Here is a 12,574-nt window from a genome sequence, read left to right on the forward strand (position 1 = left end):
CGGTGGCGGGCGGGTGAACAGCCGCTCCGGGCCGCCCGCTCAGGAGCGGGCGGCGTCCTTCGGCCGCTCCAGCGCCGTCACCGCGAGGGTGGCCAGCGCCGCCACCAGGAACGAGAACAGCGAGGCCGAGGACCACGCCCGCGGGGTGAAGTGCACCGCCCGCTGCACGCCCTCCCAGAACCCGGTCCACCAGCCGCCGATCGCGGACGGGGCGAGCAGCTGGTACACCGCGAAGCCCACCGCCCACGGCAGCAGCATCACCCAGCGCGCCGGGGCGTCCTGCCCCAGGTTCCAGCCGCGCCGCCCCGCGCCCAGGAAGTAGTCCGCCGCCAGCACCGCGAACAGCGGCACGAACACCGAGCCGATCAGGCCCAGGAACCCGTAGTACGAGTCGGTGAACTCCTTGATCCGCAGCGCCAGCACCGTCACCAGCACGCCGATCGCCCCGGTCAGCACCCGGCGGTCCACCCGCGGCCACAGGTTGTGGACCGACATCGCCGTCGAGTACACGTTCGCGAACGACTGGTCGGTCTCCCGCAGCACCAGCACCAGCAGGAACGCCCAGCCCGCCGCCACGCCGGTGAACGACTCGAAGATCCGGCTCTCGTCGCCGCCCGACTGCAGCAGCGCGACGATGCCCAGCACGTAGCACCACACCTGGGCCACCGTGTAGCCGGAGAACGTCGCCCAGAACGCCTTCGAGGAGCTGCGCGCGTGCCGGGTGTAGTCCGCGGCCAGCGGCACGAAGGACACCGACACCGCGATCACCGCGTCCGTCGCGCCCAGGAAGCCGTGCCAGTTGCCCGCGCCCGGGTCCGGGACGCCCTGCCGGGCGAACTGCACCGTGAAGTACACCATCGCGACGCCCACCGCGACCGCCACGTACTTGCGCAGCACCGCGATCGCGCCCAGCGGCCAGATCGTCAGCACCGTGGTCAGCGCGCCCGCCAGCAGCACGAACAGCCAGCGCCAGCCCTCGGTGCCGGACACCGTCTGCGCGCCCCAGGCCACCACCGTCAGCTCGTACACGCCCCAGCCGACGCACTGCACGATGTTCAGCACCGTCGGCACGTACGACAGCCGGGTGCCGAACAGGCCGCGCAGCACCGCCATCGCCGGCGCGCCGGTCCGGGCGCCCACCAGGGCCGCCACCGCCAGCATCGCGGTGCCGATCGCGGTGCCCGCGACCACCGCCGTCACGGCGGCCGCGAAGCCCAGCTCGTGGCCCGGCTTCCCGAGCACCGTCGCGGCGCTGGTGAAGCCGATCAGGCTCACCCCGAGGTTGGCCCAGAGCGCGAACAGCGCCCGGAAGTCCAGGGTGCGCGGCGGGGCGGTGTCGAGGGTCAGCGGAGCCTCGGGGCGGGCCCCGGGGGCAAGATCGGAAATCTGGGCAGACGGAACAGCCGTCATGGCCGATACTCCCTACGCCGGCATTATCCGGACAGGTTCCGGCGGTCAGCGCCCCCTCGGCCGTGGTGGCGTCACCGCCATGCCCTACGGTCGAACCGGCGCACTCTCAGCCTGGCTGGTCCAAGCTCCCGCGACGTTCTTCGGTTTACAGGAGCGACAGGCTAGCCCCCGGCGGGGGGAACGCCAAGACCGGGGGCGCTCCGTCCGCATGGCGGGACCGCTGATGTGCATGTCAGAGCGGCCTAAGGCTTCTCATGATTTCTTCAGGGGCCCGCTTACGGTGTCCGAATCCGGTATAGGAAAAACTGTGCCCCGAGGTTGTGGACCGTGACCCCGGCGCCGCGGTTCGCGGCCGAAGGTTCTGTTCAGCGATGGAGGTCGTCCGTGAGCACCGAGCACGCGAGTGGTACCACCCCGCCGGAGAAGGCCCCCGAGCCCGCCGGCACCGAGGCGGTGGCCGCCGGCTCCGGTACGCCCGCCGCGCCCGTCCCGGCCGCCCCGGCCGCCCCGGCCGCCCCGGCCTACCTGGACGCACCGCCGCCGGTGCTGCCCCCGGCCCCGGCCCAGGCCCCGGCCCCTGAGGTGCCCGCGGCGGACCGGACCATCCAGCTCGGCAAGGTGCCCGCCGAGGCCGCGCCCGCCGCGCCCGCCGCCCCGGCTCCGCTGGACGCGCCGCCGCCGTTCCAGAACCCGTACGGCTCGGCCGCCGAGCCGGTCAGCCCGTTCGCCCGCCCGGACCAGGCCGCCGCGCCCGCCCCGGCGCCCGCCCCGGTCGTGACCGAGACCGCGCTGAGCGCCCTGCCCGCGCCCGTCCTCCAGGAGGGCCCGGCCGCCCCCGGCGACCCGGCCGCCCCGCAGCAGCCGCACCACCCGTTCGGCGCCGGCCAGCCGGTCGGCGGCTGGGGCCACCCCTCCGGCGGCGACCTCCCGGGCGGCGGCGGCCCCGGCGGCCCCGGCACCCCCTGGGGCACGCCGCAGGGCGGCCCCGGCGGCCCCGGCAAGCGCAAGCGCGGCTCGCTGGTCGCCCTGGTCGCGGCCGTCGCCCTGGTGGCCGGCCTGGCCGGCGGCGCGATCGGCGCCTCCGTCACCAACAACGACCGGAACGGCGGCAGCAGCGGCGCCAGCCACAGCAGCACCACCGTCACGGTCGGCAACACCCACCAGAACCTCGACCGGGCCCCCGAGTCCGTCGCCGGGATCGCCGCCAAGGCGCTGCCGTCCACCGTCACCATCAAGGCCGAGGGCTCCAGCGAGTCCGGCACCGGCACCGGTTTCGTCTTCGACACCGAGGGCCACATCCTGACCAACAACCACGTGGTCGCCCCCGCCGCCAACGGCGGCAAGCTCACCGTCAAGTTCTCCGACGGCTCCTCCTACAGCGCCTCCGTCGTCGGCCGCGCCCAGGGCTACGACGTCGCCGTCGTCCGCCTCGACGACCCGCCGACCGACAAGCTCGTCCCGCTGCCGCTCGGCGACTCCGACAAGGTCGCCATCGGCGACGCCACCATCGCCATCGGCGCCCCCTACGGCCTGGAGGGCACCGTCACCACCGGCATCGTCTCCGCCAAGGACCGCCCGGTGGCCTCCGGCGACGAGACCGGCGCGCAGGCTTCCTACATGAACGCCCTGCAGACCGACGCCTCGATCAACCCGGGCAACTCCGGCGGCCCGCTGCTCGACGCCTCCGGCTCGGTGATCGGCATCAACTCGGCCATCCAGTCCAACACCAGCGGCACCGGTCGGGCCGGCTCCATCGGCCTCGGCTTCGCCATCCCCATCAACCAGGCCAAGTGGGTCGCCCAGACCCTCATCAAGGACGGCACCCCCGTCTACGCCATCCTCGGCGTCCTGCGCAACGACAACTACAACGGCGACGGCGCCCAGATCTCCACCACCGCCGTCCAGGGCACCCCCGCCGTCACCCCCGGCGGCCCCGCCGACCAGGCCGGCCTCAAGGCCGGCGACGTCATCACCAAGCTCGGCGGCATCGCCATCGACAGCGGCCCGACCCTGGTCAGCGAGATCTGGACGCACAAGCCCGGCGAGAAGGTCGAGGTCGAGTACAAGCGCGACGGCAAGGCCGCCAAGACCACCGTCACCCTCGGCGAACGCAAGGGCGACAACTGACCCCACCCCTCCCACCCCGGAAACGGTGTGCCCCCGGGCCGCTCCGACCCGTTAGGCTGGCCTCCGCCTAGGAGGGTTGCCCGAGCGGCCTAAGGGACCAGTCTTGAAAACTGTCGTGGCTTCGCGCCACCGTGGGTTCAAATCCCACACCCTCCGCGCAGGTGGGTGAAACCGCCAGGTGAGAGCGGGTGTCGACTCCGGTCGGCACCCGCTCTTTCGTCATCTTGTCTCACCTCGTGCACCCCGTATCCCGGCCCGGTCCACCCTGTGTGTGGAACACCGGTGGAACGTTTTCGGGCCCGGCGGCGGGCCTACTCGGCCAGGTCGTCGCCGTTCAGGAAGCGCTCGATCAGGGCGTTGGAGTGGTCCTCGCGGTCGTTGATGACCTTCGCGTAGAACCGAAGCAGGACGGCGATGCTGTGCCCTGCCCGACGCGCCACCTCCGCCTTGTCCACGCCCGCGGTCAGCCACCCCGACACGGCGGTGTGCCGCGCCGAGTACGGGACGTCGGCGAACGGGCTGTCCACCTGCTCGGGGGGCAGGACCAACTTCCGTGCGGCCTTCCACACCTCCGCGGTCTCCTTGGTGAGCACGACGCCGCCCCGCGCCGCCCGGAAGAGCCGACCGTCCGGCGCGACACCGAACTCCGCGATGTGCTCCCCCAGCATCTGCACCAGGACCGGCGGGATGGGAACCGGCCGCGTGGAAAGTTTCTTGGTTGGCCGTCCATCGCTCCAATCGGCTGACGTGCAGAGGCCCGGTCAGGTGCTCTGACCGGGCCTAGCGGTTCTACAGCTGGAGAGTTCTTCCCAGTCGGGAATTACCAGAATTTACTCGTCACTGGAGAGCTCGCGCATGAATGCCTGGGTGTGCTGGCCCCAGTAGCTGCGCAAATCGTCGAACTGGTCAGGGTTGAGGTGCATATTCTCGGCCTTAGCATAAGCCAGGATCAGGACGTCGAGTGCAGTCTCAGTCTTGCGAATGAGCTTGATCATCTCTTCTGCGTCGGTACTGTTGACGCCGCCGTCGGCGACAGCCTTGAGCCTGTCGTAGACATCGCGGATGAACGGGTGCCGGTGGTTGAGACGGACGATCGCCTTGCCGTTGAGATGGTCGATCTCGAACATCTCCTTGCCTGGCCAGTTGCCGTCGACCAGAGTGAAGGGCTTCTCCTTCACCTGCTCGCGGACCTGCTCGGCCTGTTCCTGGTCATCGGCCACTCCGAGGTCCTCGATCAGCTCCTCGATGATCTGCTCGGTGTCCTTCTCGGTGAGGTGCTTGCCTGCCTGCCCCGGGAGCATGGTTTTGTCGGCGCGGGCCGCGGCGGCCGTGGCCTCGGCGTGCTGGTGGGCAGCGGCGCGCTCCTGCGTAGCGACTTCGCCCCAGTGGGCGCGGATCGACTTGCGGGCCTGCTTGACGGGACGCTCCAACCAGGTCCTGAGGTCGTTGCGAAGCTTGTCGACGGGGACCGCACCGCGTTTGACGTTGCGGACCTGGAAGAACTCGTCCAGCTCGGCCGGGAAGGCGACTTCGATGCCGATGTAGCGGTCGACCTTGTCGATTCCGGAGGGGAGCAGTCGAGCCACGATGTCGTAGTTGATCTCCCGGTTGTTGCGAACCATGCTGATCTTGCCGGCGCTGTCGGAGATTTGGAATTCGTTCTTGATATCCCGGCCGTATCGGTCCTTGAGACCGCCCTCACCCTCCCGCCACCGGAACTGGACTGGGGCAATGGTGACGGTGACGTGAATGCTGTGACCGTCGGCGATCTGGATGTCGGCCTCATCGATGAGAACGCCCTGCACGTTCTCCTTGGGGTAGTTCTTGGCGATGCGCGGGTTGTCGAGGAGGAACAGCGGGTCAAGGAGCGTGATCTCAGTGGTGTTGAGCTTGATCCTCAGGCCCTGGTCGAGGAACTTGCGGTAGGTGCGGGCGATGAAGCTGCGCAGTTCAGCGAGCTTCTCGTTGAGACTGGTGGCGTAGTGGCCACCCGAGGTGAGGCGGTCGATCTTGCCGTAGATCACTAGGGTGCCGGAGTCGAGCGGGGCCCCGTCAGGGGTGACCATGGCGTCGGCGTAGGCCGTGGGCCAGGCGTCGACCTCGTGGGCCCGGATGTGGGTCTGTTCGCCGGTCGATACCTCGTCGAGGTCGAGGTAGCAATGGCGGATGGTGCCGTCGCTGACCTGCTTGGTGTAAACCTCGATGCGCCGGCCCAGGCTCAGGCCAGCCAGCTTCATGCCGACGCCGAAGCGGCCGAGGCTGCCCCGCTGTCCGTAGCGGGTGCTGTAGCCCATGGACAGGACGTGGGCGAGAATGTCGGATTTGATGCCGCGGCCGTTGTCGACGATGGCGATTTCGTCGATGCTCGTCTTGTTGGGGCCGAAGGTCGTGATGACCTGAATTTGGCTTGCGCCTGCCTCGATGGAGTTGTCGATGGGCTCGCCGATGGCCGCGGTCAGGTCGAAGCCGGAGTCGCGCATCGACTTAAGCGCGGTGTCGACCTTGATGATGTCGGCTACGGGCTTCTGGCTAGTCGAGGGCTTATCGGGCTCGGGGGGCTGGAAGAGCGGGGTGGTGTTCATCGGGTTCCTTCCGCGGGAGCGGTTCTCGGGGCGGGGATGGTCAGGCGCTGCTCCAGTACGGCCCGAAGGGTTGCCGGACAGAACGGGCATATCACCTGGGAGTAGTTGGGGCGGTCCGGGTGCAGGATGTTGGTCAGGTGGGGGCGCATGGCGTGAAACAGGCTGCATTCGGCGGTAAACGCCTGCTCTGCGGAAGTGTGCACGTCATACGTGAAGTACTCGCCGCGAGACGAAGCGCAGTGCTGAAGAAGTCGGCGCCGTATGCATGTGTCGCTGCGACCGATGTAGTGCGGCGCGCCGCGGCGGTAGAGCACGTAGGCGCCGATGTAGCCCTCCGGGATGAGGGCGCGAACTACCCACGGGGCGAGTCGGAAGGAGCGAGGGCGCATCATGCGGCAGCGACCTCCGAGGCGTATGCCGTCCGGGCCAGTTTCCGTGCTCGGGAGATCTGCTCGCGTACGCGGGGCAGCGAGATACCGCGCCGCGCCGCGAGGGCATCCGGCTCAAGACCAGCGGCCATCTCCAGAAGCAGGGCACGCTGGGACTCGGTGAGTGAGGGCGTGGTCTGCAGCCAGTAGCAGGTGTCGACCGTGGCGAAGCTCATCTCCTCCACGCCGGGCTCCTCCTGCGGCTCCAGCTCGCTCAGCCGCATCGACGGCACGAGCTTGCGCCGTTCCTGCAGCACTGCGCCTGCATGTGCCATGGCGCTGCGCACCTGGAACGGAGCCAGGCTGCTGGAGTTCAGCCGAATGATCTCGTCCTTCGCGCGGTCTACGCGGTCGAGGATGAAAAGGTCGCACGTGTTGTCGGCGCGACGGGTTAGCAGCATGAGAGCGTGCTGCGCCTGCTCGGTGAGCGGCATCTGGTATCTCCTGGTCTAACTGCGGCCCCCATGCGGTGGGACGCGGTTGAAGTAGTGGAGCGTGTGAAGTTGTGGTTCAAGGGTACCTGGAGCCGGTTTACCCCTGCCAGGGTTTCCCGCTTGCTGCCGTGCTGCCCTCAATACGGAAGGGCGGCCTGGGTGGCTAGTTGTTGCGCGCACCCGCGACTCGCCGAGTCCCGAGCGTGTCAGCCTTGCGGGGTGTGTACGGCATCGATGCCCTCCACGACTTGAGCCGCTCTGGTGCTTCCTTCTCCACCTGGCGCAGCGTCGCCAGCGCGTGCTCCGGAGAAACCATGGAGACGATCTTGGAGTTAGAGCCCCAGGATGCCAGTAGAGACCAATGTTGACCGAGGCCCTGACCTGCAGCTTTGAACTTGCTCCGAGACCAGCGGGGCTTGAAAGCCTGCTTCGGGACGAAGAGGCCGCAGGCGCCGACGGGAGAGTCGTGATCCGGTGAACCAGCTATGGGACCTTGGGACATATGTGGAACGTGCGTTTACTTCCTTGCATCCCAGGGGCGCTCTCACTCCGCTCAGAGGGGTGCGGCGCAACACCGTCCGGGCGTTCTCGAAAATTATCGTGGCCTCGTGTCACTGTGGGTTCAAATTCCACACCCTCCGTCCAGTAACGGCCCCCGACCAGCAGCGATGCGGTCGGGAGGCCGTTGCCGTTCCCAGAGCGAACGGACCGCCTGTGCTTCTTGAAAGCTTCGTAGTCGTACGACAGCATGGGCTCCTGTATCGGGATGGGGGCGTTGCAGCGCGCAGCGGTGTCGGCCCGCGCCTCGACTCTGGCAGAGATCATCTGTCAGGTCAGTCATGGATGAGAGGGGGCGGCTCGTGATCGGTGAGGTTCCCGGTGTTGAGATCGGCCAGGAGTTCAGTTCGCGCCGTGAGGCGCACGAGGCAGGGGTGCACCGTCCGTTGCAGGCGGGGATCTGCGGGACGAAGCGTAGTGGTGCTGAGTCGATCGTGGTCTCTGGTGGGTACAAGGACGACCAGGACTATGGCGACGTCATCGTTTACACCGGGCACGGCGGGCAGGATGCAGCGAAGAACCAGGTCAGTGACCAGAGTTTGGACGATCCCGGGAACGCAGCACTGGTCACCAGCCACCTCGAGGGTCAACTCGTTCGGGTGCTGCGCGGGGCGCACCGAGGCTCGCACTTTGCGCCGCTCAGCGGGTACCGCTACGACGGGTTGTACCGGGTGGCGAGTTACGGCAGCACGGTCGGTTCCGACGGGCACCGGATCTGGCAATTCCGCTTGGAAGCGGATCAGGAGGTCGACGTACCCGGAGCCCCTGACCAGGACGTGCAGCCGGTATCGATGACCATTCCCGCCCCACTACCGTCCGGAAACGCAACGCCCGCACGGGCGCGGACGGAGGTGCAGCGGACCGTCCGCAGCGGGGCGGTCGTGCGGCAGGTGAAGTCCTGGCATGGGAGTGCCTGTCAGATCTGCGGCCTGGTGGTGGTTCTGCCGGGTGGCGTATATAGCGAGGGTGCCCACATCCAAGCGTTGGGCAGTCCGTACGGCGGTCCAGACACCACGGACAACGTGCTCTGCCTCTGTCCGACCTGTCACGTGATGTTCGACGGTGGCGCGATCGTCCTCACGGATGAACTGGGCGTCGTCAAGCATGGCGAGTTGGTGGGCGAGCTGCGGACTCATCCCCAGCACCTCATCGACCCCGTGCGGGTCCGTAACCACCGCGAACGCTGGGGCGGTTGATCCGGTTCGTGCGAGGCTCGGGGCCGGCCCGGCGAAGGGCTGGCCCCGAACGGTCAGAGCGTGATCGTCGGATCGGTGCTGTGGTAGCCCTTCCCGTCAGGCCAGATGACAGCACACCCCTGGCTGGCTGCCAGGTCGAGCAGATCGGTGCGGGGTTGGCTGGGGACCAGGATGGCCTTGCGGGGAGTGCCGAGGTACCGCGAGTAGTCGGCGAGTTGGCCGATCGCCATTCGGATGTTCTCGCGTGTGACGCTTCCCTTGGCTTCGACTAGCAGGTTCAGGGCTTCGACGTACACGTCGGTGTAGAGAGGGCGAGTCTCACCGGTTGGCATGATCTGGTGCCGTCCCACTTGGTGGTTCTTGGTCCGCAGGTAGTCGCCCAGGGCGGAGACGAGCTTCGACTCCTTCCGCTCCGCCTCATACGCCTCACGGTTAGGGTCAACGAACATCTTCTCCGTTAGCTGCTGCTCCAGAGGGAGGCGCTGTACGGGGTTGGTGCTATCGGTGGCCCCGAGCAGCCGGCCGAGGCGTGATGTCGGGGCTTGGGGTCGAGTGTCGACGGGGCGAAGTCGGAAGACGATGACCTTCCGGAGCGGTCCGTCGTTCGTCTCCGGCGCGTCCGCCTCGTAGGACGGGTCGGCAGCGGCGATCTCGAACTCACCGAGGTAGGTGACCAGGCCGCGGGCACCCTTGAAGACGCGCAGTGCGCGTCCTTCTACCTTGTGGTTGAGGATGCTGGCGTTCCCCGAGAGCATGCGCTGGTCGCCGTACTGTCCTTCACCGCTGTAGTGGAAGTGCCCGTCGGGCATCCAGCCGTCGTAGTAGCCGTGCTTCTCCCCAGCGACCGGGTCGGTGAAGATCATGACGTTCGGGGTCTTCGCCGACGGACCGATGCCTCCCTGGGTCCGTCCGCCGAAACGGGTGTGGAGCTGCTTGCGCTCGATGGTGTCGCCGGGCTCCAGGCTCCATGTGGTGTTCTGCGGCTCGGTCATCTGCTCGTCCCCCAAGTTGTTGGGTACGTCGAGTCATTCACCCGACAGGATGAGCATACAAATGCACTATATGAATTGGATACCGAATTTTGGCATCCGATCCACCGTTCAATCCGGGCAGGCGCCGGCGGCGGGGGTCAGAACAGGGTGGGCGGGACGTCCGGGCCGGGCAGGCCGGGGAGGGCGTCCTGCCAGAGGGTGGCTTCGGCGAGGGGGAGTTGGCGCATGCTGGCGGTGCAGAGGGTGAGGGAGCGGCGGTCGCGCTTGTGGTCGTGGACGACGCCGTAGCCGGTGCGGCGGGTGGGCATGAGGGCGACCGGGCGGTCGCAGTCGGGGCACTGGATCCGGGGTGCGCGCATGGGACCAGGGTGCCGGAGCGGACCGACACCGCGGGAGGGGGCGGCGGGTGGTTGTCCGGGCGGGCGGGCAGGAGGAGAGTGCGGGCGAGTCGAGTGGAGGTTGCCGTGGGTGGGTTGGTCGAACGGCTGCGCGCGGGGCTGCCGGACGGGGCGGTCGCGGTCGATCCGGACGTGACGGCCGCGTACGCGCGGGACATGGCCGGTTTCTGCGCGGCGGGCGAGCCCGCGGTGCTGGTGTTCCCGGAGACGGTCGAGCAGGTGCGGTTCGTCATGCGGACGGCGACCGAGCTGCGGGTGCCGGTGGTGCCGCAGGGCGCCCGGACGGGCCTGTCGGGCGGGGCGAACGCGGTGGACGGCTGCGTGCTGCTGTCGCTGACCCGGATGGACCGGATCCTGCACCTCGACCCGGTCGACCGGATCGCCGTGGTGCAGCCGGGCGTGGTCAACGCCGAACTGTCGCGCGCCGCCGAGGCCCTGGGGCTGGCCTACCCGCCGGACCCGTCGAGCTGGGAGTCCTGCACCATCGGCGGCAACATCGGCACCGGCGCCGGCGGCCTGTGCTGCGTGAAGTACGGCGTGACCGCCGAGTACGTGCTCGGGCTGGACGTGGTGCTGGCCGACGGGCGGCTGCTGCGGACGGGGCGGCGCACCGCGAAGGGCGTGGCCGGGTACGACCTGACCCGGCTGCTGGTCGGTTCGGAGGGCACGCTGGGCGTGGTCGTCGAGGCGGTGCTGGCCCTGCGGCCCGCACCGGGGCCGCAGCTGGTGCTGGCGGCGGAGTTCGACTCGGTGGACGCCGCGGGGGCGGCGGTGTGCGCGGTGGTGTCGGCCGGGCACACGCCCTCGCTGATGGAGCTGATGGACACCACCACCGTCCGGGCGGTGAACGGGATGGCCCGGATGGGGCTGCCGGAGTCGACCCGGGCGCTGCTGCTGGTCGCCTTCGACGGCCCGGACCGGCGGGAGCGGCTGGCGGCGGTCGGCGAGCTGTGCACCGCCGCCGGGGCCACCGGGGTGGTGCCGGCCGAGGACCGGGCGGAGTCCGAACTCCTGCTGCAGGCGCGGAGGCTGTCGCTGCCCGCGCTGGAACGGCTGGGCACCACGATGATCGACGACGTGGCGGTGCCGCGCAGCGCGCTGGCCGCGATGCTGAACGGCGTGGCGGAGATCGCCGACCGGCACCGGCTGACCATCGGCGTGGTCTCGCACGCGGGCGACGGCAACACCCACCCGGTGGTGATCTTCGACGCCGGGGACGAGGACGAGACGGCCCGGGCCCGGAGCTCCTTCGACGAGATCATGGCGCTCGGCCTGGAGCTGGGCGGGACGGTGACCGGTGAGCACGGCATCGGCCTGCTGAAGCGCGAGTGGCTGGCCCGCGAGCTCGGCCCGGTCGGGCTGGAGCTGCAGCGGCAGATCAAGGCGGCGTTCGATCCGCTGGGGATCCTCAACCCGGGGAAGATGCTCTGAACCGGGGGAATCCGCCGATCATCACAAGATGATGGTCAGTATATTCGCGCGCCGTTCAACCGACCATCATAGTAAGTCATCCGGATGGTATGAGGATTTCGCGAAATGGCGAAATATCGACTTCGCGGGGTCGTCGCACCAGGACGGGGCGTGGACGGACCGTTCGTGCACCCCGGGGCTCGCACGACTCGCCGGAAATCCCCGCCCACGCGCCCGTCCGGACGGGACTCCCGCTGCCGCCGTCCGGGCGAAACGGCAGCTGGCGGGCGGTGTGTCTGTCGACGAACCGTTCGGCCCGGGATTATGCGCCACTGCCACCGCGTCACGCTAATGGGGGAAAAGGCTCAGTGGTGCTGGTGCTTTGTCGATTTGTTGCGGAAGTCTGTCCCTCGGCGTCGCAGCCCCGGAGCCCCGTCTGGCCACGGACTCCGGAAACACTTTTTCCATCTGGTCATACCCGGTGAGAATCCACGGAGGAAATCCCATGGCGCGCTTCCGCACCACACGTCTGGCCGCGCTGGTCGCGTCCGTCCCGCTCGCCGCCGGCCTGCTGCTGGCCGGGGCGGGTGCCGCGGCGGCCGACAACGGTGCGGCTGCCGGTCACGGCTCGAACAGCGGCGTGGTCTCGGACTTCGGCAGCGGCAACATCTTCGGGTCGGTCGACGGCAACTACAACTCCACCCAGCAGACGGCCACCGGCGCCGGTGCGTCGAACCAGAACAACACCCTCGGAGTGAAGGACAACTCGGGCACCGTCTACGCGGACCAGTCCAACAAGAACTTCAACCTCGTCTTCGCGCCGGTCTACTCGTACTGACCTCCCGGCGGGAGGTGCGGACGGACCGGCGGGGGCGCCGGACCGGACGGAGCACGGACCGCCGGAGCACCCGGGAACGGAAAGGGTCACCGCCTCGGGGGCGCGAGGAACGACGAACGACGCACGACGCACGACGCACGACGCACGAGAACGACGCAGGACGCAGGAGGACGACGCACGACGATCGGAGCGCCTCGGGGG

The 12,574-nt window shown here is 69.0% G+C and carries 10 protein-coding genes, 1 tRNA gene and 1 riboswitch; of the genes, 5 read left to right on the forward strand and 6 right to left on the reverse strand.

From position 1 onward, the window contains the following. Window positions 1–39 precede the first annotated feature (39 nt). Window positions 40–1,410, reverse strand: a complete 1,371-nt coding sequence (locus ACFUEL_RS01870; RefSeq protein ID WP_380233929.1) for a purine-cytosine permease family protein — start codon at window positions 1,408–1,410, stop codon at window positions 40–42. Next, a riboswitch (TPP riboswitch) is annotated at window positions 1,401–1,552 on the reverse strand. Its footprint overlaps the gene before it by 10 nt. A 242-nt stretch (window positions 1,553–1,794) precedes the next feature. Between ACFUEL_RS01870 and ACFUEL_RS01875 the strand changes: the two genes are divergently transcribed. Next, window positions 1,795–3,537 (forward strand): S1C family serine protease, encoded by a 1,743-nt coding sequence (locus ACFUEL_RS01875; RefSeq protein ID WP_380233930.1) that lies wholly within the window; start codon window positions 1,795–1,797, stop codon window positions 3,535–3,537. Between the two features lie 70 nt (window positions 3,538–3,607). Then, window positions 3,608–3,693 (forward strand) — tRNA-Ser (locus ACFUEL_RS01880). Window positions 3,694–3,848: 155 nt separating this feature from the next. Here the strand turns inward: ACFUEL_RS01880 and ACFUEL_RS01885 are convergent. From ACFUEL_RS01885 to ACFUEL_RS01895, 3 genes are all read right to left on the reverse strand, one after another. Then, a complete protein-coding gene (locus tag ACFUEL_RS01885) occupies window positions 3,849–4,211 on the reverse strand; it encodes a hypothetical protein (RefSeq protein ID WP_380233931.1) in 363 nt (120 codons plus the stop codon). 156 nt (window positions 4,212–4,367) lie between these two features. Beyond that, on the reverse strand, window positions 4,368–6,119 hold the full coding sequence (locus ACFUEL_RS01890) for an ATP-binding protein (RefSeq protein ID WP_380233932.1): 1,752 nt from the start codon (window positions 6,117–6,119) through the stop codon (window positions 4,368–4,370). Between the two features lie 388 nt (window positions 6,120–6,507). Beyond that, a complete protein-coding gene (locus tag ACFUEL_RS01895) occupies window positions 6,508–6,981 on the reverse strand; it encodes a hypothetical protein (RefSeq protein ID WP_380233933.1) in 474 nt (157 codons plus the stop codon). 860 nt (window positions 6,982–7,841) lie between these two features. On the opposite strand from ACFUEL_RS01895, the gene ACFUEL_RS01900 reads away from it, so the two are divergent. Continuing rightward, window positions 7,842–8,735, forward strand: a complete 894-nt coding sequence (locus ACFUEL_RS01900) for a YDG/SRA domain-containing protein (protein ID WP_380233934.1) — start codon at window positions 7,842–7,844, stop codon at window positions 8,733–8,735. Between the two features lie 53 nt (window positions 8,736–8,788). Here the strand turns inward: ACFUEL_RS01900 and ACFUEL_RS01905 are convergent, their stop codons facing one another. Further along, window positions 8,789–9,727, reverse strand: a complete 939-nt coding sequence (locus ACFUEL_RS01905) for a restriction endonuclease (protein WP_380233935.1) — start codon at window positions 9,725–9,727, stop codon at window positions 8,789–8,791. 137 nt (window positions 9,728–9,864) lie between these two features. After that, window positions 9,865–10,086, reverse strand: a complete 222-nt coding sequence (locus ACFUEL_RS01910) for a hypothetical protein (protein WP_380233937.1) — start codon at window positions 10,084–10,086, stop codon at window positions 9,865–9,867. Window positions 10,087–10,191: 105 nt separating this feature from the next. Between ACFUEL_RS01910 and ACFUEL_RS01915 the strand changes: the two genes are divergently transcribed. Together ACFUEL_RS01915 and ACFUEL_RS01920 are read left to right on the forward strand one after the other, a co-directional pair. Beyond that, on the forward strand, window positions 10,192–11,556 hold the full coding sequence (locus tag ACFUEL_RS01915) for an FAD-binding oxidoreductase (RefSeq protein ID WP_380233938.1): 1,365 nt from the start codon (window positions 10,192–10,194) through the stop codon (window positions 11,554–11,556). A 484-nt stretch (window positions 11,557–12,040) separates the two neighbouring features. Further along, window positions 12,041–12,373: a hypothetical protein gene (locus ACFUEL_RS01920; protein WP_380233939.1), complete on the forward strand. Its 333-nt coding sequence runs from the start codon at window positions 12,041–12,043 to the stop codon at window positions 12,371–12,373. Window positions 12,374–12,574: the final 201 nt, after the last annotated feature.

The organism is Kitasatospora sp. NPDC057198, from assembly GCF_042670125.1.
Taxonomy (GTDB): Bacteria; Actinomycetota; Actinomycetes; order Streptomycetales; family Streptomycetaceae; genus Kitasatospora.